Source organism: Kitasatospora sp. NBC_01266, assembly GCF_036242395.1.
Lineage (GTDB): Bacteria > Actinomycetota > Actinomycetes > Streptomycetales > Streptomycetaceae > Kitasatospora.
Window position 1 is genome coordinate 6,910,515 of record NZ_CP108458.1, and the last position, 21,850, is coordinate 6,932,364.

The 21,850-nt window shown below is 73.4% G+C and carries 17 protein-coding genes; 5 read left to right on the forward strand and 12 right to left on the reverse strand.

Translation table 11 applies throughout. The features are described from left to right. Window positions 1–126 precede the first annotated feature (126 nt). From OG403_RS29675 to OG403_RS29700, 6 genes are all read right to left on the reverse strand, one after another. Complete coding sequence (locus tag OG403_RS29675) at window positions 127–2,679, reverse strand: ABC transporter permease (protein ID WP_329569783.1); 2,553 nt, start codon at window positions 2,677–2,679, stop codon at window positions 127–129. Window positions 2,680–2,797: 118 nt separating this feature from the next. Continuing rightward, window positions 2,798–3,559: an ABC transporter ATP-binding protein gene (locus OG403_RS29680; RefSeq protein WP_329569784.1), complete on the reverse strand. Its 762-nt coding sequence runs from the start codon at window positions 3,557–3,559 to the stop codon at window positions 2,798–2,800. A 221-nt stretch (window positions 3,560–3,780) separates the two neighbouring features. Next, window positions 3,781–5,892 (reverse strand): restriction endonuclease, encoded by a 2,112-nt coding sequence (locus OG403_RS29685; protein ID WP_329569786.1) that lies wholly within the window; start codon window positions 5,890–5,892, stop codon window positions 3,781–3,783. 110 nt (window positions 5,893–6,002) lie between these two features. Next, complete coding sequence (locus tag OG403_RS29690; protein WP_329569788.1) at window positions 6,003–6,737, reverse strand: succinate dehydrogenase/fumarate reductase iron-sulfur subunit; 735 nt, start codon at window positions 6,735–6,737, stop codon at window positions 6,003–6,005. Continuing rightward, a complete protein-coding gene (locus OG403_RS29695; RefSeq protein WP_329569790.1) occupies window positions 6,734–8,680 on the reverse strand; it encodes a fumarate reductase/succinate dehydrogenase flavoprotein subunit in 1,947 nt (648 codons plus the stop codon). The genes OG403_RS29690 and OG403_RS29695 overlap by 4 nt, the downstream gene beginning before the upstream one ends. Further along, a complete protein-coding gene (locus OG403_RS29700) occupies window positions 8,677–9,399 on the reverse strand; it encodes a succinate dehydrogenase cytochrome b subunit (RefSeq protein ID WP_329569791.1) in 723 nt (240 codons plus the stop codon). Before OG403_RS29700 ends, OG403_RS29695 begins: the two co-directional genes overlap by 4 nt. Window positions 9,400–9,483: 84 nt before the next feature. Between OG403_RS29700 and OG403_RS29705 the strand changes: the two genes are divergently transcribed. Then, window positions 9,484–10,446 carry a LysR family transcriptional regulator gene (locus OG403_RS29705; RefSeq protein WP_329569793.1) on the forward strand — a complete coding sequence of 321 codons (963 nt, stop codon included), beginning with the start codon at window positions 9,484–9,486 and terminating at the stop codon, window positions 10,444–10,446. A 218-nt stretch (window positions 10,447–10,664) separates the two neighbouring features. Beyond that, complete coding sequence (locus OG403_RS29710) at window positions 10,665–12,557, forward strand: hypothetical protein (RefSeq protein ID WP_329569795.1); 1,893 nt, start codon at window positions 10,665–10,667, stop codon at window positions 12,555–12,557. A gap of 111 nt (window positions 12,558–12,668) precedes the next feature. Here OG403_RS29710 and OG403_RS29715 read toward each other — a convergent pair whose 3' ends face one another. Both OG403_RS29715 and OG403_RS29720 read right to left on the reverse strand, forming a co-directional pair. Next, window positions 12,669–13,061, reverse strand: coding sequence for an SCO5389 family protein (locus tag OG403_RS29715; protein ID WP_329569797.1), 393 nt, complete (start codon window positions 13,059–13,061; stop codon window positions 12,669–12,671). A 222-nt stretch (window positions 13,062–13,283) separates the two neighbouring features. Continuing rightward, complete coding sequence (locus tag OG403_RS29720) at window positions 13,284–15,329, reverse strand: transglycosylase domain-containing protein (RefSeq protein WP_329569799.1); 2,046 nt, start codon at window positions 15,327–15,329, stop codon at window positions 13,284–13,286. Between the two features lie 129 nt (window positions 15,330–15,458). Between OG403_RS29720 and OG403_RS29725 the strand changes: the two genes are divergently transcribed. Further along, window positions 15,459–16,109 (forward strand): DedA family protein, encoded by a 651-nt coding sequence (locus tag OG403_RS29725; protein ID WP_329569801.1) that lies wholly within the window; start codon window positions 15,459–15,461, stop codon window positions 16,107–16,109. A gap of 40 nt (window positions 16,110–16,149) precedes the next feature. Here the strand turns inward: OG403_RS29725 and OG403_RS29730 are convergent, their stop codons facing one another. Further along, complete coding sequence (locus OG403_RS29730) at window positions 16,150–16,335, reverse strand: hypothetical protein (protein WP_329569803.1); 186 nt, start codon at window positions 16,333–16,335, stop codon at window positions 16,150–16,152. 197 nt (window positions 16,336–16,532) lie between these two features. On the opposite strand from OG403_RS29730, the gene OG403_RS29735 reads away from it, so the two are divergent. Further along, window positions 16,533–16,883, forward strand: a complete 351-nt coding sequence (locus tag OG403_RS29735; RefSeq protein WP_329569805.1) for a hypothetical protein — start codon at window positions 16,533–16,535, stop codon at window positions 16,881–16,883. An 8-nt stretch (window positions 16,884–16,891) separates the two neighbouring features. Here the strand turns inward: OG403_RS29735 and OG403_RS29740 are convergent, their stop codons facing one another. Continuing rightward, window positions 16,892–19,000: a S9 family peptidase gene (locus tag OG403_RS29740; protein WP_329569806.1), complete on the reverse strand. Its 2,109-nt coding sequence runs from the start codon at window positions 18,998–19,000 to the stop codon at window positions 16,892–16,894. Window positions 19,001–19,061: 61 nt separating this feature from the next. Then, window positions 19,062–19,508, reverse strand: coding sequence for a MarR family winged helix-turn-helix transcriptional regulator (locus OG403_RS29745; RefSeq protein WP_329569808.1), 447 nt, complete (start codon window positions 19,506–19,508; stop codon window positions 19,062–19,064). 207 nt (window positions 19,509–19,715) lie between these two features. On the opposite strand from OG403_RS29745, the gene OG403_RS29750 reads away from it, so the two are divergent. Beyond that, entirely contained in the window at window positions 19,716–20,057 is a 342-nt protein-coding gene (locus OG403_RS29750; RefSeq protein WP_329569810.1) for a hypothetical protein, read from the forward strand. 76 nt (window positions 20,058–20,133) lie between these two features. Here the strand turns inward: OG403_RS29750 and OG403_RS29755 are convergent, their stop codons facing one another. Further along, on the reverse strand, window positions 20,134–21,747 hold the full coding sequence (locus OG403_RS29755; RefSeq protein WP_329569811.1) for a sigma-70 family RNA polymerase sigma factor: 1,614 nt from the start codon (window positions 21,745–21,747) through the stop codon (window positions 20,134–20,136). Window positions 21,748–21,850 lie beyond the last annotated feature (103 nt).

Consider the following 21,850-nt stretch of genomic DNA (forward strand, 5'->3'; position numbering starts at 1 on the left):
CGCTGTGCGGTGCGGCCCGATCCTGGTGCAGCTTGGCACAGTGGTCGAACCATTGTCAGCACCGGGTGGGCCGCGGATCTCCCGGGGTGCCGGGCCGCCGTTCGTGAACCCTCCACGCGCGGTCCGTCAGCCGGTCCTGATGTTGTCCAGGATGTCCAGCCGGGCCGCCCGGCGGGCCGGCCAGATGGCCGCGAGCAGGCCGACCAGCGCCGCCGCCGCGACGAAGCCGAGCATCGGCAGCGGCGGCACCACCGTGGTCAGGTTCTTGAAACTGCCCGCGATGGTCCCGTTGCCGGCCCACGCGGTGAGGATGCCGAGCCCCACCCCGAGCAGCCCGCCGAGCAGCGCGATCAGCAGCGACTCCAGCCGCACCATCCGCCGCACCCCGCGCCGGTCCAGGCCGACCGCACGCAGCATGCCGATCTCCCGGCGGCGCTCGAAGACCGACATGGCCATGGTGTTGACCACGCCCAGGACGGCGATCACCACGGACATCCCGAGCAGCCCGTACATGATGTTCAAGGCCGCGCTCAGCATCTGCCGGTTCTCCTTCTTCACGTCGGCCTGGTCCTTGACCGAGATCAGCGGGTTGCCGCCGGTCGCGGCCCGCAGCGCCTGCTTCAGCGCGGGGTCGGCCCCGTGCGCGCCCTTGACCAGAACCTTGTCCGGGCCTTGTCCCGCGCTGTGCGGGGCGAGCAGCGCGTCGGGGGCGAGCAGCCCGTCGACCACGGTGCTGTCGGCCACGATCCCGCCGACGGTCAGCCGCCCGGTGCTCCCGTCCGGGTAGGTCACCGCCAGCACGTCGCCCACCGCCGTGCCGTACTCCTTCGAGTAGCGCTGGTCGGCCAGCAGTTGACCCTGCGTCAGGGCGTCCGCGGAGCCCGCCGTGGCGTGCAGTGCGGTCAACTCGCCGATGCTGTCCGGGTTCACGCCGGTGATCCAGCGGGTGTCCGCGCCGAGTTGGACCGGCACCTGGCGCAGCACGCTGCTCGCGCTCACCCCGGGGGTCGCCGCGATCTGCGGGCCGACCTGGTCCGAGAGCTGCGCGAAGTTCTGCATGGCGACGGTGTAGTCGGCCTTCAGGTCGGTGCCGGCCGCCTGGTCGACGGCCCGGTTGACCGAGGCGCCGACCACCGTCAGCGCCGTGATCAGGGTGACGCCGATGGTCAGCGCGGCGGCGGTGGCGGCGGTGCGGCGCGGGTTGCGCAGCGCGTTCTCCCGGGCCAGCTTGCCGGGGCTGCCGTAGATCCGCTGCAGTGCGGGAGCGAGCAGCGCGATCAGCAGGCGGGAGAGCAGCGGGGTGAGGACGAAGACGCCGATCAGCAGCGCGGCCGCGCCCAGCCCGACGGTGTCGGTGCTCCGGCTGCCCGCGCCCAGCACCAGCAGGCCGGTGCCGGCCGCGCCGATCAGCGCGCCGATGGTGTTGCGGACCAGCAGGCTCTTCTGGCTGGCGGGTTGGTCGCCGCTGCTCATCGCGGCCACCGGAGCGATCCGCCCGGCCCGCCGGGCCGGCAGCCAGGCGGCCAGCACAGTGACCAGCACGCCCACCGCGAGCGCGGTCAGCACGGTGCCCGGGCTGACGATCAGCGGGCCGTCGGGCAGATTGGCCTGCCCTGGGCCGTTCAGTACCCAGCGCAGCCCGGCGGCGATGCCGGTGCCGGCCAGCAGCCCGGCCGCCGAGGCGAGCAGGCCGACCAGCAGCGCCTCGATCAGCACCGAGCGGGTGATCTGCCGGCGGCTGGCGCCGATCGCCCGCAGCAGGGCGAGTTCCCTGGTGCGTTGGGCGACCAGCATGCTGAAGGTGTTGGCGATGATGAAGACGCCGACGAAGAGCGAGATGCCGGCGAAGACCAGCAGCGAGGAACTCAGCCCCTTGGTGGACTCGTTGATCGCCCGGTCCTGCTCGGCGGCCAGCTGCTGACCGGTCTGGGCGGTGAAGTCACCGCCGGACGGCAGCAGTTGGCGCACCTGGGCGAGCAGCGCCTGGTCGTCGGTGCCCGGCTTGGCGCGGACGTCGATCTCGTTGAACTGACTCGGCGTCAGATAGAGCTGCTGCGCGGTCGCGGTGTCGAAGGCGGCCAGCGAGCCGCCGGCCGCCACCCGGGGGTCGTTGACCCGCAGCAGGCCGGTGAGCTTCAGCTGCAGCACCGGGCCGTTGACGGCCACCCGCACGGTGTCGCCGACGTGGTAGCCGCCCTTCTGCGCGGTCCTGGTGTCCAGCGCCAACTCGCCCGCGCCGAGCGGTCCGTGCCCCTCGGTGAGCGGATACCTGGCGTCCTGGCCGTCGGCGCCCGGCACGTAGTTGGTGCCGGTGGTGGAGAAGCCGTCGCCGATCAGCGCGCCCTTGCGGTCGGCGATCCCGGCGAAGCCGCTGACCACGCCGCGGGCCTCGGCGGCGCCGGGCAGCGCCGCGATCGCCTGCCGGGTCTGCTCGGTCAGCCGGCCGGTGTCGCCCTGCCGGGCGCCCCGGCTGTAGCCGTTGCTGACCGCCCCGTCGTCGCTGACCGAGACGGCGATGCCGGTGAAGCTCCTGGCGTTCTGCGACTTGAGGGCGCTGCCGAGGGTGTCGGTGAAGACCAGGGTGCCGGCCACGAAGGCGGTGCCGAGCAGCACGGCGAGGACCGTCATCAGCAGGCGGGCCTTGTGGGCCAGGACGTTGCGCAGGGCGGTGCGGTACATGGGGCTCTCTCGGCGATCTCTGCTTCCGGCGGGACGGGCGGGTCGGGCGGCACGGGCGGGTCGGGCGGCACGGGCGGGCAGGTCGGGCGGCGCGGGCGGGTCGGGCGGGACGGGCAGGTCAGCTGGTGCGGCCGGCGCCCTCGAAGCGGCGCATCCGGTCCAGCACGGTGCCGGGGGTCGGCAGTGACAGCTCGTCCACGATCCGCCCGTCGGCCAGGAAGACCACCCGGTCCGCGTAGCTCGCCGCGACCGGATCGTGGGTCACCATCACCACGGTCTGGCCGAGGTCGCGCACCGAGTTCTGCAGGAAGCCGAGGATCTCGGCGCCCGCCCGGGAGTCGAGGTTGCCGGTCGGCTCGTCGGCGAAGACGATCGCCGGCCGCCCGGCCAGCGCCCGCGCGCAGGCCACCCGCTGCTGCTGGCCGCCGGAGAGCTGGGCCGGGCGGTGCGAGAGCCGGCCCGACAGGCCCACGGTCGCCACCACCCGCTCCAGCCAGGCCTGGTCGATCCGCTGCCCGGCGATGTCCATCGGCAGGGTGATGTTCTCCAGCGCGGTGAGCATCGGCAGCAGGTTGAACGACTGGAAGACGAAGCCGAGTTGGTCACGGCGCAGCTTGGTCAGCTGCCGGTCGGACAGGCCCACCAGCTCGGTGTCGCCGATCCGGGCCGAGCCCGAGCTGGCCTGGTCCAGGCCCGCCATGCAGTGCATCAGGGTCGACTTGCCCGAGCCGGAAGGTCCCATGATCGCCGTGAACTCGCCGGGCCGGAAGGTCATGCTGACCCGGTCCAGCGCCACCACCCGGGTCGCACCGGAACCGTAGACCTTGGTCAGCGCTCTGGCTTCGGCGGCGGCTCTGGCAGGAGCGAGGGTGAGGGTCATGGTGCGGCTCTCCGGGGGGACGGGCGGGGTGGACGGGCTCAGTCGGCTTCCGCTCCAATCCTGGTGGTCGCGGTGCTGCCTTCCGTCGCTCCGTCGAACGGTTGCCCGGTCCCCGGCCGGAGGGGCGGCGGGGAGGGTTCTCCTCCTCAGGTATGACTCGCCCCTAAGATCCCGCCCTGGACGCAACCGTTCAGCCGCGCTACGCCGTCTGGGATACTCGTTCAGCCGATCACCACGCCGCGCCCGGTGGCGAGGGCGGCAAGCCCCCCGGGCACCGGCCGGGCCGCCGCCTCGAACCGCCAGTCGCCGCCGGGCCCGGTGCGGCGGAAGGCGCCCAGCTCCAGCGCGCTGTCCGCGATCCCGCTGGTGCCGTCCGCCCAGCGGTGCAGCTCCAGCTGCGAGTCGCCGTCGGTCACCGTGAGCGCCAGCCCGTGGAGGTAGCCCAACGGCAGCGCCGGGCCCGGGTCCTCCTCGGTGGAGACCGCGATGGCCACCTCCTCCACCCGCGGTCCCAGCCGGTCCAGCGCCACGGTGAGCAGCGTGCTGCGCAGCGGCCCCGGCACGGCGGCGGGAGCCAGGCTCAGCCGGACCGCGTCACCGGGATCGGCGGGGTTGTTGAAGAAGACGAAGTGCTCGTCGCTCAGCACCCGGCCGCCCGCGCACAGGAAGGCGGAGACGTCCAACTCGGCCGGCTGGCCGGCCACCGTCCGCGCCTGCCAGTCGATCCGCAGCCGGACGCTGCCCTGGCCGGCCCCCGGCCGCCCGGCGGGCGCGGGGCCGAGCCGGCCGCGCAGCCCCTGCTCGGCCAGCAGCTCGACCAGCTCCGGCCCGCTCACCAGGGAGAGCGGCTTGTTCTCGATGTAGTCGTAGGAGCCGCGTCCGAAGTGCGCCGTGGTCACCAGGATGCCCTTGATCGCCCCGTGGTGGCGCACGGTGCTGTCCAGGTCCCGCACGGCGGTGGGGGAGACCGTCGAACGGTAGCGCTTGGCCTGGATGACGATCTTGCCGCCGGTCACCGGATCGGGGTCGACGGCCACCACGTCGACACCCTGGTCCCCGCTGCGGGCCGTCGTCTGGACCTGGTAGCCGCGGGCCCGGAACAGCTCCGCGATCAGATCCTCGAAGGCGATCGGGTCCATGGTGTACAGGTCCGGATCGTCCTCGCGCTGCCCCGGCAGCTGGACGCCCACCGCCTCGGGCAGCCGCTCGGCCCGCACCTCCGCCAGCCGCTCGGGCCGGGCCGAGAGCCGCCCGCCCAGGCCCTCCAGGCAGTCCACGGGCGCCACCCGGTCCAGCGCGATCGCCCCGAACGCCGCCCGCGAGGCGGACACCGCCACCAGCACCCGCCCGGCCTCCCGCCCGGTCGCCGGGTCCACGCCCTGCACCACGCCGTTGAACGCCACCGAGTCCAGCAGCCCGTCCGGGTCGGCCCGGAACAGCTCGTCCAGCACCCGCAGTACGCTGCGCGCCAGCACCTCGCGGTAGATCCGCTTGCGCTCGGCCGCCGCCCGCACGACCGGGGCCTGCCGGTCGTCCGCCTTCACGTACCGGACCCGGGCGTGCTCGGGCACCACGTCGAAGTCCGGCAGCTCCCAACTGACCACCAGTTGGCGGATCGTCAGGTCCCAGGCGAGCGTGTGCCGGTGCGGGAAGCCGTCGGGCCACCGGGTGGAGCTGTCCAGCACCGCGCCGAAGTACTCGCGCACCGCCCCGTCCTCGCCGCGCCCCAGCCGCTCGGCCAACTCCCGGGCCCCTGCCAGGCGCTCGGCGTCCTGGCGGTGGTGCTCGGCCACCCACTCCTGGTAGCCGCGCTGGTACTCCGCCAGCTGCTGCTGCCGCTCCCGCTCGGTGGCCTGCGCCTGGCGCCAGTCCCGCTCGAACTGCGCCTGCGCCTGGACCTGCTGCTCCTCGTACGCGCGGCGCTGCAGCAGACCGCTCGGCGGCGGCACCCGGTAGCGGGCCGGGTCCGGCATCGGGATCGGCACGCCGAGCCGCCCCGGGTCGAAGGCGGCCGGCTGCTGAGCGGGCGTCAGCAGCGGGGCCAGACTGAACGCCGGCCGCGCCAGCCCGGCCCGCAGCAGCCCGTCCAGTTCGGCCACCCGCTCGGCCAACTGCTCGCTCAGCTCGGCGGCCTCGGCCTCCCGGCTCTGCTGGTACGCCAGCTGCGCCGCCCGCTCGCCGCGGACGGCCGCCAACTGCGCCGCCCGTTCCGCCTGCGCCGCCTGCCGCTCCGCTGCCAGCTGCGCCCGCCGCTGGGCCTGCTGCCGTTGCTGCTCCTGCCGCTGCATCTCGGCCCAGACCGCCAGCACCCCGCCGCCCGCTCGCCTTGCCACCGTCCACCCCTTCGCCTGCCGCGCCGTTCGCGCAGAGACACCTTAGGGCTTGTCAGGTCGGGTGCGGACGGGGTGGACCGGGCGGCTGCCCGCCCGGTCCACCCTCGTGACTACCGGCCGCCCCGCAGGAACTCCCGGTTCAGGGTGCCGATCGCGTTCAGCCCGATCCCCTTGGGGCACGCGGTGGCGCACTCGCCGGTGTTGGTGCAGCCGCCGAAGCCCTCGGCGTCCATCGCCCCCACCATCGCCCGCACCCGGCTGCGCCGCTCCGGCGCGCCCTGCGGCAGCACGTTCAGGTGCACCACCTTGGCCGAGGTGAAGAGCATCGCCGAGCCGTTCGGGCAGGCCGCCACGCAGGCACCGCAGCCGATGCACTCGGCGTGCTCGAAGGCGAGGTCGGCGGCCTCCTTGGGGACCGCGGTGGCATGCGCCTCGGGGGCGCTGCCGGTGGGCGCGGTGATGTAGCCGCCGGAGCCGATGATCCGGTCGAACGCCGAGCGGTCCACCACCAGGTCCTTGACCACCGGAAAGGCCGCCGACCGCCACGGCTCCACGTCGATCACGTCGCCGTCCGCGAAGTGCCGCATGTGCAGCTGGCAGGTGGTGGTCCGCTCCGGGCCGTGCGCCTGCCCGTTGATCACCATGCCGCAGGCGCCGCAGATGCCCTCCCGGCAGTCGTGGTCGAAGGCCACCGGGGTCTCGCCGCGCAGGATCAGCTCCTCGTTGAGCGTGTCCAGCATCTCCAGGAAGGACATGTCCGGGCTGATCCCGGTCACCTGGTAGGTCGTCAGTTCGCCTGCTGTGTCCGGTCCGGCCTGCCGCCAGATCCGCAGGGTGAGGTTCATGCGTAGCTCCGCTGGGTGGGGTGGACCTCGGTGAAGGTGAGCTGTTCGCGGTGCAGCACGGGGGAGTCGCCGGTGAACTCCCAGGCGGCGACGTAGCCGAACTCGTCGTCCCGGCGGGCCGCTTCGCCGCCGGCGGTCTGGCTCTCGGTGCGGAAGTGGCCGCCGCAGGACTCGGTGCGGTGCAGCGCGTCCAGGCACATCAGCTCGGCCAGTTCGAAGTAGTCGACCAGTCGATTGGCCTTCTCCAGCGTCTGGTTGAGCTCCTCGCCGCTGCCCGGCACGGTCAGCCGCCGCCAGAACTCCTCGCGCAGCTCGGGGATCCGGCGCAGCGCCCGGCGCAGGCCCTCCTCGTCGCGGGCCATCCCGCACTCGTCCCAGAGCAGTTCGCCCAGCTCGCGGTGGAAGGACTCGGGTGTGCGGTCGCCGTCCACGGTCAGCAGCCGGTGCAGCCGGTTGGTCACCTCGGCCACCACGGCGGTGACTTCGGGGTGGTCGGCGGGCACCGGCGCGGTCGGCGCCTGGGCCAGGTAGTCGGCCAGCGTGGCCGGCAGCACGAAGTAGCCGTCCGCCAGGCCCTGCATCAGCGCGCTGGCGCCCAGCCGGTTGGCGCCGTGGTCGGAGAAGTTGGCCTCACCGATCGCGAACAGGCCCGGCACGGTGGTCTGCAGGTCGTAGTCGACCCAGAGTCCACCCATCGTGTAGTGGATCGCGGGGTAGATCCGCATCGGCACCTGGTACGGGTCCTCGGCGGTGATCCGCTGGTACATCTCGAAGAGGTTGCCGTACTTGGCCTCGACGGCCGCCCGCCCCAGCCGGGCGATGGCGTCCGCGAAGTCCAGGTACACCCCCTGCCCGCCGGGGCCCACCCCGCGCCCCTCGTCGCAGACGTTCTTCGCGGCCCGCGAGGCGATGTCGCGCGGCACCAGGTTGCCGAAGGCCGGATAGATCCGCTCCAGGTAGTAGTCCCGCTCGGGTTCGGGGATCAGCTCCGGGGAGCGGTTGTCACCGGCCGTCTTCGGCACCCAGATCCGCCCGTCGTTGCGCAGCGACTCGCTCATCAGGGTGAGCTTGGCCTGGTGCTCGCCGGAGCGCGGGATGCAGGTCGGGTGGATCTGGGTGAAGCACGGGTTGGCGAAGTAGGCGCCGCGCCGGTGCGCGCGCCAGATCGCGGTGGCGTTGGAGTTCTTGGCGTTGGTGGACAGGTGGAACACGTTGCCGTAGCCGCCGGTGGCCAGCACCACCGCGTCGGCCAGGTACGTGCTGACCTCCCCGGTCACCAGGTCGCGGGCCACGATGCCGCGCGCCCGGCCGTCGATCACCAGCAGGTCGAGCATCTCGGTGCGGGCGTGCAGCTCCACGTTGCCGGCCGCGATCTGCCGCGACAGCGCCTGGTAGGCGCCGAGCAGCAGTTGCTGGCCGGTCTGGCCACGGGCGTAGAAGGTGCGGGAGACCTGGACGCCGCCGAACGAGCGGGTGTCCAGCAGCCCGCCGTACTCCCGGGCGAACGGCACGCCCTGGGCCACGCACTGGTCGATGATCTCCACCGAGACCTGCGCCAGCCGGTGCACGTTGGACTCCCGGGCCCGGAAGTCGCCGCCCTTGACGGTGTCGTAGAAGAGCCGGCGCACCGAGTCGCCGTCGTTGCGGTAGTTCTTCGCCGCGTTGATGCCGCCCTGCGCGGCGATCGAGTGAGCGCGCCTGGGGGAGTCCTGGAAGCAGAACTGGACCACCTGGTAGCCCGCTTCGGCCAGCGTGGCACCGGCCGCGCCGCCCGCCAGGCCGGTGCCCACCACGATCACCGTCTTCCCGCGCCGGTTGGCCGGGTTGACCAGCTTCGCCTCGAACCGGCGGCGGTCCCAGCACTCGGCGATCGGTCCGGCGGGCGCCTTGGTGTCGGTGAGCGGTTCGCCCACGGTGTAGGCGGCACTCGGATTCGACGTCATCGCACGACTCCCGTCATCACGGCGATCGGAACGGAGAGGAAGCCGGCCGTCAGCACCAGCGCCAGCAGGTTCGCGGTGAGCTTCAGCGCCCGGTCCCGGCTCGGGCTGTTCGCCCCCAGCGTCTGCGCGGCGCTCCAGAACCCGTGCCGCACGTGCAGCCCGAGCGCGAGCATCGCCACGCAGTAGATCCCGCCGTCGTACCAGGTGTGGAAGGCACCGACGATGTTCTGGTACGGGTGCCCGGGGTCGGCCACCGGGTTCACGGTCAGCGTGGTCAGGTCGAGGATGTGCCAGACGATGAAGAGCGCCAGGATCACCCCGCCCCAGCGCATCGTCCGGGTGGCGTAGCTCTGCCGGGCCCGGGTGCGCCGGTAGCCGGTGGGCCTGGCTGCCAGGTCGCGCCGGCTCAGCTGGTAGGCGGCCACCGCGTGCACCACGACGGCGGCCACCAGGGCGACCCGGGCGATCCAGAGGAACCACGCGTGGCCGAGGAAGGGCTGGCCGATGGTGCGTAGCCAGGCCGCGTAGCCGTTGAGGTCGCCGGCGCCGAAGAAGATCTTCAGATTGCCGATCATATGAAGGACCAGATAGCCCAGCATCATCAAGCCGCTGACGGCCATCGCGGCCTTCTTGCCCACGGTCGAACCCCACAAGATCGCCAGGGTGGACCGGGCCCGCGCTGCGTCACCGCGCGGCCGTGCTCCCGTTGTCACTGCCATGTCCAGAACGGTAGGAAGCCGACCCCCGATCCGTCCAAGACAGGTTCCGGCTCGTCAGCATAGATACCGCCTATGCTGGGAGGTATGCAGCTCCAGCAGCTCCGGTACTTCGTCGCCGTCGCCGAACTGCGGCACTTCACCCGCGCCGCCGAGCAGACGCATGTCGCGCAGCCCTCGCTCTCCCAGCAGATCCGGTCGCTGGAGAGGGAGTTGGGAGCCGAACTGGTCCACCGCGCGCGCGGCCACATCGCCCTCACCGACGCGGGCGAGGCGCTGCTGCCGCTGGCCCGCCGGATCCTGGCGGACGCCGAGAGCGCCCGGCTCGCGGTGCAGGAGACGGTGCAGCTGCGCCGCGGCCGGGTCCGGCTCGGCGCCCCGCCGAGCCTGTGCACCAGCCTGGTCCCGGACGTGCTGCGCGCCTACCGGTCCCGCTATCCGGACGTCGAGCTGCTGGTTCGCGAGGACGGCTCGCGCGACCTGGTCCGCACCCTGGCGGCCGGCGAACTCGACCTCGCGCTGATCATCACATCGCAGGCCGACCCGGCGCCGGGCCTGGCGGTCACCGAACTGCTCTACGAGGACCTGGTGCTGGTCTCGGCCACCGCACCCAAGCGCCGCCGGGCCCGGATCGAGGACCTGCGCGGGCAGCCGCTGGTGATGTTCCGCGAGGGCTACGACCTGCGCGAGGCCACCCTGGCGGCCTGCCGGGCGGCCGGCTTCGAGCCCGAATTCTCGGTGGCGGGCGGCGAGATGGACGCCGTGCTCGGCTTCGTCCGAGCGGGCCTGGGGCCCGCGGTGCTGCCCGGCATGGTGGCCGCCCGCAGCGGACTCGCCGTCACTCCGTTCGCCGCGCCCGGGATCGGCCGGGTGATCGCGCTGGCCCGCGGCGCCGAACTGCCGCCCAGCCGGGCCGCCGCAGCGCTGCACCAGGTGCTGCTCGACCACCTCGTCCAGGCCGGCGCGGCCGGTGCGCTGCCACCGGGCACCCGGTTGCTGACACCCGAACGACCGTCGGCTGACGGTGCGTCAGCTGGGCGTCCCGGGTGACCTGGCGCGGCACGGGCGCGCTCGGGTGGGCCGGGTGCGTGCAAGCCTCGAACGGCCACCCGTATCCTGGCCTACCAGCACGGACGCCGGTTCGCGGGAGCTGTCCCACCCGTTCCGGTCGCCGTCCCCACGCTCCACCCGCCGCAGCTTTCCCCTCAACCTTCCCCGACAGCCTGCCCCGCACTCGAACCGGACGGTTCTCAATGACAGTACTTCCCGTGCAGAACGCCGATGTACCGCCGCAGGACCGCTCGGCCGGTCCTGCCGCCGATCGCACCACGGTCCTCACCGCTGACCTCCGTGAGGCCCTGCTCCGGTACGCGGAGCAGGGCGGTTTCACGCTGGCCGCCGACACCCACGCCTGGTACGCCGCCGCCGACACCGTGACCGGCCCCGAGGAGGCCAGGGCCGCCTCCACCGTCCTGGCCGAGGTGCGCGGCTGCGACCTGAACGTGCTGCGCGAGGCCGCCGCGCTGCTGGCCGGTGAGGCCGCGCTGCGCGAACCGACCACGCTCACCGAGGTGCTGACCCTGCTGGCGCTGCTGCGCCGGGTCCGGGAGACCGCCACGACGCTGCGCACCGGCGCCTACGAGGCGGACCTGGACGCGCTCGCGGCGGCCACCGCCAACGGCAGCTGGCGCAAGGAGCGGGGGCTGCGGATCTCCTGGGGCCGCCGCCGCAAGCTGCGCGCCGAGGCCAAGCGGCTGGCCGTCGCCGACCGCCCGCGCCGCGAGGCGCTGCACGTGGCGCTGATCGCCGCCGCCGCCGAGCGCGCCGAGTGGCAGGCGCTCTCGCCCGCGCCCGGCAGCACCGCCCGCCCGGTCGACGCCGAGCTGCTGGAGAGCACCGGGCTGGCCGCCGACACCCTGGCCGGCGCCCTGCGCGGTCTCGGCCGGCTGCTGGCGGACCGCGAGCTGACCGAGCTTCCGTTCGCCGAGCTGGGCGAACTGATCGACGCCCTGGCCGCCGACGAGGGCACCCTCTACCGCCTCCCGGAGCTGCGCACCCTGCACGCCACCCTGGAGGAGGGCGGCCTGACCGAGCTGCTCACCGAGCTGGCGGCCGCCCGTGCGGACAGTGCGGAGGCCCTGACCGCGTACCTGCGCTTCGAGGGCGGGGACGCCGACGAGGACGAGGACGAGGAGGCGGCGGAGGCCGCGACTGCGGCTGCGGTCGCGGAGGTCGCCGAGGCCGAGGGCGAGGGTGGTGAGGTCGAGGCCGAGGTTGAGATCGAGCTGCCGGCCCAGGCCACGGCGGAGCCGGTGATCACGGTCGAAGCCGAAGCCGAGGCTGAGGTCGAGGCCGTGCTGCCGGCCCAGGCAGTGGCGGAGCCCGAGCTCGAGCCGGCTGCTGAGTCGCAGGTCGAGGCCGAGGTCGAGCCGGTGGCCGAAATCGAGCCGGTGGCCGAGCTGGAGCCGGAGACCGCTCCCGAGCCCGTGGCCGAGGTCGAGCCGCAGGTTGCCGCAGAGCCCGAGGTTGAGCCCGAGGTCGTGGCTGAGCCCGAACTTGAGGTAGAGCCCGAGGCCGAGGCTGAAGCCGAGTCCGAGAGCGAGCCCGAGGCGGTAGCGGAGCCCGAGCTTGAGGTCGAGCCGGCGGCCGACGCTGTCGTCGACCCGGTGGTCGAGCCCGAGCCCGAGCCCGAGGCCGAGCCCGAGGCCGAGCTTGAGGCCGTCGAGGCCGCACCTTCGGCTGAAGCCGCCCCCGAGCCGGCGATTGCCCCCGAGCCCGTCGCGGAGGCAGTCGTCCCGGTTGAGGAGCCCGTCGCCGTCGAGCCCTCCGTCGAGGAGCCCGCCGCCCCGGTTGAGGAGCCCGCCGCCGAGGCTGTCGCCCCCGTCGAGGAGCCCCCCGCCGAGGAGCCCGCTACCGACGAGCCCGCCGCCAAGCGTTCGCGGCGTCCGAAGAAGCCCGAGCTCGCCCCGGGTCGCCCCATCACCGCGTACTCCGCCGACGAGCTCCTCGCCCTGGTCCGCTGGATCGACAGCGACTACGTCGAGCGCACCGACGACGAGCTGCTCCGCGCCGCCATGAAGGAGCTGGGCTTCGCCCGGCTCGGCCCCCGCATCAAGGAGGCCCTGGCCACCGCCGTCACCGCCGCCCGCACCGCCGAGTAAGACGCGAGCGGGATCCGCAGCACACCACAGGGCCCGGCCCGAGCGAGTCACCCTTCGCTCGGGCCGGGCCCGGTTCATGGGGGCGCCGCCCGCCCGTTGCTCAGCAGCGGCTCAGCAACTGCGCAGCTCGGCGGTCTGGTTGAGCAACTGCGCCCGCATCGACACGAACGACCGGTAGGCGGCCCCCTGCTCCGCCCCGACCGGGAACACCGCCACCCGGTGGCAGTTCATGAACGCCAGCCGCACCCCGAAGTGCCGCTCCAGGCTGCCCCGGATCGAGTCGCTCGCCATCGCGCGCAGCAACTGCCCGCGCTCGGCGTCCGACGGCGGCTCCTCGTGGTTGTCCGCGAACGGCGCGCCACCGGCGGCCAGTTCGGCGGTGAGCCGCTCGACCATCCGGTACGCGAAGGGCAGCGAGTCGCGGACCGTGGCCACGAAGTCGGCTTCGGCCACCTCTCCGGCTTCGGCCTGGGCGAGCAGCTCGGGGGAGACGGTGAGGGACATGGGCGGCTCCGATCGCCAGCGATGAGGGAAATGAAATCCATTTCCACTTACGGCCACTGATGGTGGCCCAGACCTGACGCCCTGTCAACCGACACCCCGACGCCCCTGTCCCGGGCCGCCCCGGCACCTCCGCCGCGCCGCACGCAAAGCCGTTGCACGCAAAAGCCCCGGGTGCCGACCTGAGGTCGGTACCCGGGGCGGCCGCGCTGCCCGGGAAGGCGCCTACTGCAGCGGCACCGACGGCAGCGAGCTCGGCGGCGTCCCCTGCAGGGCCCCGGTCATCGAGTCGCGCCAGATCGGGCCGGCCAGCGTGCCACCGAACGCCTGCGCGACGTACTGCCCGCCGATCCGCTGCCCGTTCAGCGAGGTGGTGCCGTTGTCGTCGCTCACCACGGTCGCCCCCGACAGCTCGGGGGTGTAGCCGACGAACCAGACCTGGTTCCCGTCGTTGGTGGTACCGGTCTTGCCCGCGCTGTCCCGGTCGGTCAGGCCCGCCGGTGCGCCGGTGCCGTCCTGCACCACGCCCTTGAGCATGGTGCTCACGGTGTCCGCCGTGTCGGTCGACATCACCTGGCTGCACTGGCTCTGCGGCACGTCCAGCGACTTGCCGTCGGCGTTGGTCACGCTGGTGATCGCGGTCGGCGAGCAGTAGGTGCCGTGCGCGGCGAAGGTGGCGTACACGCTGGCCATCTCCAGCGGGGTCAGGTCGTTGCTGCCCAGCGCCATCGACGGCACGACCTGGAGCTGCTCGCCGCCGGCCTGCTGGGTGATGCCCATCTTGTTGGCCATCTGCGCCACGTTGCACAGCCCGGTGTCCGCCTCCAGCGAGGCGAAGTAGGTGTTCACCGACTCCGCCATGGCCGGGGCCATGGTGAACGGGCCGACCAGCGAGGTGCTGTCGTTGTGCACGGTGCCGGTGTTCTTGAACTTGCCGCCGTTGCAGTCGGTCATGCTCGGCCACGCCATGCTGTACGGCGAGGGGTAGGACTGCGAGGGCGTGATGCCGTTCTCCAGCGCCGCCGCCGCCACGATCGGCTTGAAGGTCGAGCCGGTCGGGAACCCGAGGCCGCCGCCCATCGACTTGCCGACGTTCAGGTTGATCTGGGTCTGGTTGGCGTTGACACCGTACGGGCGGCTCTGGCCCATCGCGATGATCTTCCCGGTGCCGGGCTGCACCTCGGTCATCGCGGTCGCGGCCTTGTCGCTGGCGTACACGTGGCTGGTCACCGAGGCCTGCAGCGCGGCCTGCGCGTTGGGATCGAGGGTGGTGTGGATCTGCAGCCCGCCGCGCTGCCAGAGCGCCTGCCGGGCCTGCGAACTGTCGCCGAACGCCGGGTCGGTGAGGACCTGGTTCTTCACGTAGTCGCAGAAGAAGCCCTCACCCTGCTGGGCCGTGATGCAGCCCTGCAGCGGCTTGCTGACGTTCAGCGTGATCGGCGTGCCGATCGCCTCGTCGGCCTGCGCCTGGGTGATCGTCCCGTACTGCGCCATCTTCTTCAGGACGGTGTCCCGGCGTTCCTTGGCGGTCTTCGGGTTGATGATCGGGTCGTAGCCGGTGGGCGACTGCACCATGCCGGCCAGCAGCGCGGCCTGCGGCAGCGTGAGGTCCTTGGCGTGCACGCTGAAGTACCGCTCCGAGGCCGCCTCGATCCCGTACGCCTGCTCACCGAAGAAGGTGATGTTCAGGTAGTTGGTCAGGATCTGGTCCTTGCTCAAGGTCTGCTCGACCTTGATCGCGTACTTCATCTCCTTGACCTTGCGCCCCACGGTCTGGGCCTGGGCCGCCTGCACGGCCGCCGCGTCGTCCCCGGCCTCCTCGACGAACACGTTCTTCACGTACTGCTGGGTGAGCGTCGAGGCTCCCTGGGTACCCGACCCTGAGGCGTTGTTGTTCAGCGCCCGCAGCACGCCCTTCACGTCGATCGCGCCGTGCTGGTAGAAGCGGTTGTCCTCGATGTCCACCAGCGCCGACTTCATCAGCGGGGATATCTGGTCACTCGGCACCACCGTGCGGTCGCGGTCGTAGACGGTGGCGATCACGCCGCCGTTCGCGTCGTAGATCGTGGAGGCCTGGGAGAGAGGCGGAGCGGTGAAATCGTCGGGCAGGCTGTTGAAGTCGCCTACGGCGCCCTTCGCGCCCAGTCCGATCCCGCCGACCGCGGGCAGCGCCAGCCCCGCGGTGAGTGCGCCGGCCACCACGCTGACGCCCAGGAACGTGGCGGTGAGCTTGGTTTTGTGGACGAACGAGCCCTTGTGCGACGAAGACATGGACGGAAGCCTAAGCAGCAAACATGAGTAAATCGGACCAGTTCGTGCGCGCTTCATGTCACAAGCCTGCGACAATATGTCCCAAATGATCACTCCGGGGTTGGATCATGGGAGCGGAGGTACTGCCTCATGACCGCGACCGTCCCCCCGCACACCCCCGCGCTGCCCGGGCCGCTGGCCGCGCTGGCCCCGTTCCTGACCCACTACGGCTACCTGGCCGTCGGCCTGCTGGTGCTGCTGGACAACGCCGCCATCCCGGTCCCCGGGCAGACCGTGCTGATCCTGGCCGCCGTCTATGCCGGGGCCGGGCAGCTGAACCTGGCGGCGGTGATCGCGGTCGCGGTGGTCGCGGCGGTGCTCGGCGACTGCCTGGGCTACCTGCTGGGCTGCTACGGCGGCCGGGCGCTGGTGCACCGCTACGGGCGCTACGTCGGACTGAGCGGCGCCCGGCTGCAGAAGGCGGAGGACTTCTTCGAGCGCAACGGCGGCAAGGTGATCCTGGTGGCCCGCTTCATCGACGGGCTGCGCCAGACCAACGGCATCATCGCCGGCACCACTGGGATGCCGTTCCGCCGCTTCATGCTCTGGAACACCCTGGGCGCGCTGCTCTGGGTCGGCACCTGGAGCACCGCCGGCTACCTGGCGGGCAGCGACATCGACCAGGTCTACCGGACGGCGCTGCGCTACCAGCTCTACCTGCTGCTGGCCGTCGCCGCGCTGCTGATCGCGCTCGGCACCCGGCACCTGCTGCGCCGGCGCGCCCGCGGACGCCGCCGCTGAGGGGGAACGGACACCCCAGCGGCGGCGCGGCGCGCTCGGCTCAGGGGAGCACCCGCTCGACCGCGGAGGCGCCTTCCCGCTCCAGCGTCTTGCGCGCCTTCTCGATCAGTTCGGGGGTCGGGTCCTGGCCGCTGGCCATCACCAGGTCGATCGGGTCGATGGGGTGCTCGGCCCCCGTGTGCAGCAGGCGGTCGGGCGTGGGCGACTCGTCGATGGGCTCGGACATGGGAGGCCTCCGTGGTTCGGGGCGTTGTCGGCCGGTTGGCCCTGCTCTCCCGAGTGTGGAGCCGAACCGGTGGCCCGCGCACCTCAGACCGGCCGGTAATGACCGGGCGGCACACCCCGGGCCGCCGCCCGCGCCGGTTCGCCCCCTTGGCCGCGTTGAGCACGCCCCCGCGCTGGGGGCGTGCTTAACCTGCGGTCATGACCAGCCACGATGTGACGTCCCGGGTCGGGGCGCGTTCCCGGGAGCAGGTTGAGAGCGCGCTCGCGCGCCTGGAGTACATCGGCGACACCCCGTTCGAGCCCTCGCACGCTCGCGAAGGTGCGCTGGACGGCTACCGCTGGGCGCTCGGCCACAGTCGGCTCGCCCCGATCACCGCCAGCGTCGCCAGCGGACCCGAGGGCCCCTGCCCGGCGCAGCTCGGCGCCGAGCAGCAGGCCGCCCAGGTCCGCGAGCTGGACGTGCGGCTGGCGGACGAGGTGCGCGACCACGCCCGCGGCGTGCACGACGCCATCGCCTGGATCTCCGGGCGCAGCGACGTGCAGCCTTAGCTTGATCGTTAAGGCTGCTGCGGCTCCAGCGCCAGGTGGCGGCGCAGGAACTCCAGCTGGTGGCCGAGCAGCTGCGGGAAGAGCGGGGAGCCCGCGCCGGCGTGGGTGACCCCGCTGAGCGGCAGCACCTCGTGCGGGCGGCCGGCGGCCAGCAGGGCGCTGGACAGGCGCAGCGTGTTGGCCACGAAGACGTTGTCGTCGGCCAGGCCGTGGATCAGCAGCAGCGGGCGGGCCAGCTTCGGCGCCTCCAGCACCAGTGAGCAGGCGTCGTACCACTCGGGGTGCTCCTCGGGCGTCCCCAGGTACCGCTCGCGCCAGTGGCTGTCGTAGAGCCCCTGCTCGCTGACCGGCGCGCCCGAGACCGCCGCGTGGATGACGTCGGGCCGCCACATCACCGCCAGCGCGGCCAGTCCGCCGCTGAACGACCAGCCGCGGATCGCGACCCGGCCCAGGTCCAGTTCGGGGTGCCGGGCCGCGACCTCGTGCAGCGCGGTGACCTGGTCGTCCAGCACCGGCCGCATGACGTCGCCGTGGATCTCCCGCTCCCAGGCGGGACCGCGGCCGCGGACCCCGGCACCGTCGGTGACCAGCACCGCGAAGCCCTGCTCGGCGAACCACTGGGAGACCAGCGCGTGGCCCGACTGCTGGACCAGCACCTTCTGGAAGCCGGGGCCGCCGTAGGGGTCGAGCAGCACCGGCAGCGGCGCGTCCCCGGACCGGTGCCAGGACGGCAGGAAGAGCACGGTGCGCAGCTCGCGCGGCCCCACCGCCGCGAACTCGGCGCGCAGCTCCAGCAGCGGGGTCGCCACGTGCGAGGCGACCGGCAGCGCCGCCCGCCCGGGGCGCCGCACGGTGGTCCGCGAGCCGGCGTGGGCAAGCGTGCGGGCGGTGTGCACCAGGGTGCCGGCCCGCAGCACACCGGAGTGGACGCCGGGCTGCTCGCTCAGTTGCCGGGCGCCGTGCTCCGGGTGGTAGGACCACAGGTGTACTTCGGTGGGCTCCTCGGAGGCGGTGAAGAGCACCGTCTCGCCGTCCGTGCCGAGCACCGCGCGCAGCTCCACGCCGGGCTCGGTCACCGGCCGGCCGGCCACGGTCAGCCGCCGGGTGTCGGCCTCGTCCACGAAGCCGAGCAGCGCGCCGCTCGCGGTGCGGGCGGGCAGTCCGGGCAGCAGGTGGACCCAGTGGGTGTCGTGCTGCTCGGCCAGCGGCGTGGTCGCGCCGTCGGCGGGGTCGATCGCCAGCACCTGGACGGTGCGCTGGTCGCGGGTCTGCACACTGGCGAACGGGCCGTGCGCGTCCCAGCCGGCGGCGGGGACGTACTCGTAGGTCTTGCGGTCCCAGTGCGCCTCGCGCCGGGTGCCGTCCAGTTCGGTGAGCCAGAGGGTCACTTCGGCGTTGGCGCTGCCGGCCGCCGGGTAGCGCATGGTGCGCGGCGGCTTGGCGGGGTTGGCCGGGTCGGTGAGGTGCCAGAGCAGCACGTCGGAGTTGTCCACCCGGGCGACCAGCAGCCGCTCGCCGTCCGGCGCCCACCAGTAGCCGCGGTAGCGGCCCATCGACTCGGCCGCGACGTGCTCGGGCGCGCCGAAGGTCACGTCGGCCGCCGTCGGCCCGTCGGGGGCGGCCAGCGCGCGGTCGCCGGTGCCGTCGGAAGCGATCACCCGCAGTGCGCCGCCGCTCAGGTAGGCGATCCGGCGGCCGGTCGGGTCGGGTCGCGGGTCGACCACCGGTCCCTCGGCGGGCAGCCGACGGGCGGCGCCGCTGCCGGTGTCCACCGTCCAGAGGTTGCCGGAGAGGGCGAAGACGGCCAGTCTGCCGGCCGCGTCGGTGCTGAAGCCGATGATGCCGCCGCCCAGTTGGCGGCTGCGCTCGCGCCGGGTCCGCTCCTCCTCGGAGAGCTGCTCGGCGGCGCCGCCCAGCAGCTCGGCGGGGTCGACCAGCAGGCGCTCGCGCTCGGTTTCCAGGTCGAGCGCCCAGAGGCAGCTGATCGGGTCGTCACCGGCTCGGCTGCGCAGGAAGAGGACCGAGGCGCCGTCGGGAGCCACGGCGAAGTGTTCGGCGGCGCCGAGAGTGAAGCCGCGGGTCCGGGTCAGCTGGTGGGGCAGCGAGGTAGTCGGCATGCTGACACCCTGTCATCTCGCCCGCCAGGGACCGTCGGCGGGTCCGCAATCGGCCGGGTGGTCAGCTGGGCAGGCCCAGGCTCGCGGCGAGGGTGCCGAGCGCGGAGTTCAGGGCCTGCCGGGCCGGCTCGTCCAGTCCGGCGGTGAGCTCGGCGTCCAGCTCCCGGGCGGCGGTGGTGCACCGCTCCAGCAGCTCGCGGCCCGCCTCGGTCAGCACCAGCTGCTGGCGGCGCCGGTCGCCCGGGTCGCGCAGGCGCCGCACGGCGCCCAGCGCCTCGAGCCGGTCGGCCACGGTGACCACCAGGCTCGGCGCCACGCCCATGATCCGGGCCACCTCCAGCTGGGAGGCGGGGCCGCCGTCCTCGAGCAGGCGCAGCAGCCCGACGTCCTTGACCTTCAGGCCCAGCACCTCGATCCGCTCGGTGAAGCGGTTGGTGGCGATGGTGCCGATGGTGCCGAGCCGGAAGGAAGCGGTCGCGGCGAGGGAAGTGGGGGTGGCGGCATCCATGGGAGAAACCGTAGCACGGGGGAACCGTTCACCATGAGAACGATTACTCGGACTGGGATGGACGAGTGACGGCCAATCTGGTCGTCCGGGGTGCGGTGGCCGCCCGGCAGGGCCAGGCTGTGCACATGGACGGAGTCGAGCGGCCACGCAGGGTGACCGATGCCGATCCGCCCAGAACCCTGGAGATCTCACCCTGGAGCTGAGCCGATGACCTCGGACCTGACATCCCACCAGCTCACCGCCGCCCGGCCGCCGATCCCGATCGACTACCACCCGATCGACGGCCCCGCCCAGCAACTGCTGGTCAGCGGTGAGCAGCTGCATGCCAACGCCTGCCTCTACTGCGGCACCGACCAGCAGCAGCTGCACACCGCCGGACACGCCTACACCCACAGCGGCGGCCTCGCCTGGGTGGTCGTGGCCTGCGCCGCCCACCTGGCCCTGGGCCGGGCCGAGGTGCAGGCGGCCAACGCGGCGCAGGCCGCGCTGGCGGTGAACGGCGACGGTGCGCAGCCGCCGGGGCCGGACGAGGCGGTGCGGGTGCGCTGACGGTCCGTCGAGGTCCTGCCCCGAGGCCGGGGCAGGACCTGCCTTGTGCCCGACGGGCGGACGGGCGGACGGGCGCTCAGGCCGGGGTGCCGAAGTCCTGGGTCCACCAGGGGCCGTCGGTGCCGAAGTGGACGCCGACCCCGAGCTCCTTGAAGTCGCAGTTGAGGATGTTCGCGCGGTGGCCCGCACTGTTCATCCAACTGTCCATCACCGAGGCCGGATCGGCCTGGCCCTGGGCGATGTTCTCGCCCCAGCCGCTCCACTGGTAGCCGGTCGCGTCGATCCGCTGCTGCGGGCCCGCGCCGTCGGGGTTGGTGTGGTCGAAGAAGTGACGGGCCGCCATGTCGTCGGACTGCCCCTGGGCGGCCGCCTGGAGCTTGCTGTTGGCGGTGAGCGGGCCGCAACCGTTCTGCGCGCGCTGGGTGTTGACCAGGGTGAGCACCTCCTGGGCGTAATCGGCCACGCTGGGACCGTCGTTGGCGCGCGGTGCGGCGCTGCTGGGGGCCGGCGGCGGGGTGGGTGAGGCGGTGGTCGCGGTGGGGGTGGGCGAGGCCGTGGGGGACGGGGAGGCGGGCGAGGGGGTGGCCGGCGCGGTCGTGGCACCGGAGACCGCGTCCACCAGCAGCCCCGCGCCGGGGATCAGCAGGCCGGCCGGCAGCGCGCTCGCGGTCGGGGCCGCGAGCGGGTGCGCGGTGCCGCCGGCTGAGGGGCTCAACTCGCTCCAGACCAGCCCGGTCGCCGTCAGGGCGGCCAGGGTGCCCAGCGCCAGCACGGCGAGCGCCTTGGGCCCGCGCGGGCGCGGCGCGTTACGCCGGCCGCCGCCGGGGCGGCGGCGCGAGCTGTGGCCCGGACCCTGGCGGTGGGCGGCGTCGGCCGAGCGGCCCGCCCCGGCCGTGCCCGCGGTGGCGTGCGCCCGCAGCCCGCGAGGGAGCGGCAGCAGGGCCAGCCCGGCCAGCAGGCCCTCGGCCGGGACCAGGTCGCGGGCCTGGCCCTGGCAGGCGGCGCAGTCCCCGGCATGCCGGGCGATCCGCTTGCGCCACAGGGCGCCGGGCGTGCCGTCCCAGTCGGCGGTGAGCGCGGCCAGCTGCGGGCAGGCCGGGTGGGCGGCCAGCGTCCGGACCACCACCCGGGCGGTGTCCAGCCGCTCCTTGACCCGCTGCACCCGCACCGCGGCGTGCTGCGGGCTCAGCTCCAGCGCGGCCGCCAGCTCGGCGCGGTTCAGCTCTCCCGCCGCCTCCTGCCACCACAGCGCCAGCAGCTCGCGATCGGCCTGGTCCAGCCAGCGGGTGGCCTCGGCGACCTCGCGCCGCTGCCCGGACAGGCCGAGCCGGGTGATGGTCAGCCCCACGAAGTCGGCCGCCGGGTCGGCCAGTTCCCGCACCTCGTCCAGCCCGCCGCCGCTCTGCGCGCTGCGGGCGCTCTGCTGGGCGCGGTGGCGGTGGCGCACCTGGTTCAGCGCGATCGCCACCAGCCAGGAGCGCAGGGCGCTCTCCTCGCGCAGTCCGGGCAGGCCGTCCACCGCGCGCAGCATGGTCTCCTGGACCACGTCGTCGGTGTCCGGATGCCCGTTCAGGGCGCGTCCCACGATGTTGTAGACGAGCGGCAGGTGTCCGGCGATCAGCTCCTGGCGGGCGCTCTCGTCCCCGGTCCGCGCCCGGCCCACCACGTTCTCGTCCGCAGCCGTGTCCACCCGTGCCCACCCTCTCCGTCAACCGACCTGTCCACTGTGGGAGACCCACCGGGAGTCGGCCGATAACGGAAATCTCCCGACGGATCCAGATCGTCGCGTAAGG

Bases quoted from the DNA above. Each gene is read 5' to 3' on its own strand.
- OG403_RS29750 (WP_329569810.1), top strand. From the start codon at position 19,716: ATGACCTCGGACCTGACATCCCACCAGCTCACCGCCGCCCGGCCGCCG.
- OG403_RS29690 (WP_329569788.1), bottom strand. From the start codon at position 6,737: ATGAACCTCACCCTGCGGATCTGGCGGCAGGCCGGACCGGACACAGCA.
- OG403_RS29735 (WP_329569805.1), top strand. From the start codon at position 16,533: ATGACCAGCCACGATGTGACGTCCCGGGTCGGGGCGCGTTCCCGGGAG.
- OG403_RS29720 (WP_329569799.1), bottom strand. From the start codon at position 15,329: ATGTCTTCGTCGCACAAGGGCTCGTTCGTCCACAAAACCAAGCTCACC.
- OG403_RS29740 (WP_329569806.1), bottom strand. From the start codon at position 19,000: ATGCCGACTACCTCGCTGCCCCACCAGCTGACCCGGACCCGCGGCTTC.
- OG403_RS29675 (WP_329569783.1), bottom strand. From the start codon at position 2,679: ATGTACCGCACCGCCCTGCGCAACGTCCTGGCCCACAAGGCCCGCCTG.
- OG403_RS29745 (WP_329569808.1), bottom strand. From the start codon at position 19,508: ATGGATGCCGCCACCCCCACTTCCCTCGCCGCGACCGCTTCCTTCCGG.
- OG403_RS29700 (WP_329569791.1), bottom strand. From the start codon at position 9,399: ATGGCAGTGACAACGGGAGCACGGCCGCGCGGTGACGCAGCGCGGGCC.
- OG403_RS29730 (WP_329569803.1), bottom strand. From the start codon at position 16,335: ATGTCCGAGCCCATCGACGAGTCGCCCACGCCCGACCGCCTGCTGCAC.
- OG403_RS29715 (WP_329569797.1), bottom strand. From the start codon at position 13,061: ATGTCCCTCACCGTCTCCCCCGAGCTGCTCGCCCAGGCCGAAGCCGGA.
- OG403_RS29725 (WP_329569801.1), top strand. From the start codon at position 15,459: ATGACCGCGACCGTCCCCCCGCACACCCCCGCGCTGCCCGGGCCGCTG.
- OG403_RS29680 (WP_329569784.1), bottom strand. From the start codon at position 3,559: ATGACCCTCACCCTCGCTCCTGCCAGAGCCGCCGCCGAAGCCAGAGCG.
- OG403_RS29695 (WP_329569790.1), bottom strand. From the start codon at position 8,680: ATGACGTCGAATCCGAGTGCCGCCTACACCGTGGGCGAACCGCTCACC.
- OG403_RS29705 (WP_329569793.1), top strand. From the start codon at position 9,484: ATGCAGCTCCAGCAGCTCCGGTACTTCGTCGCCGTCGCCGAACTGCGG.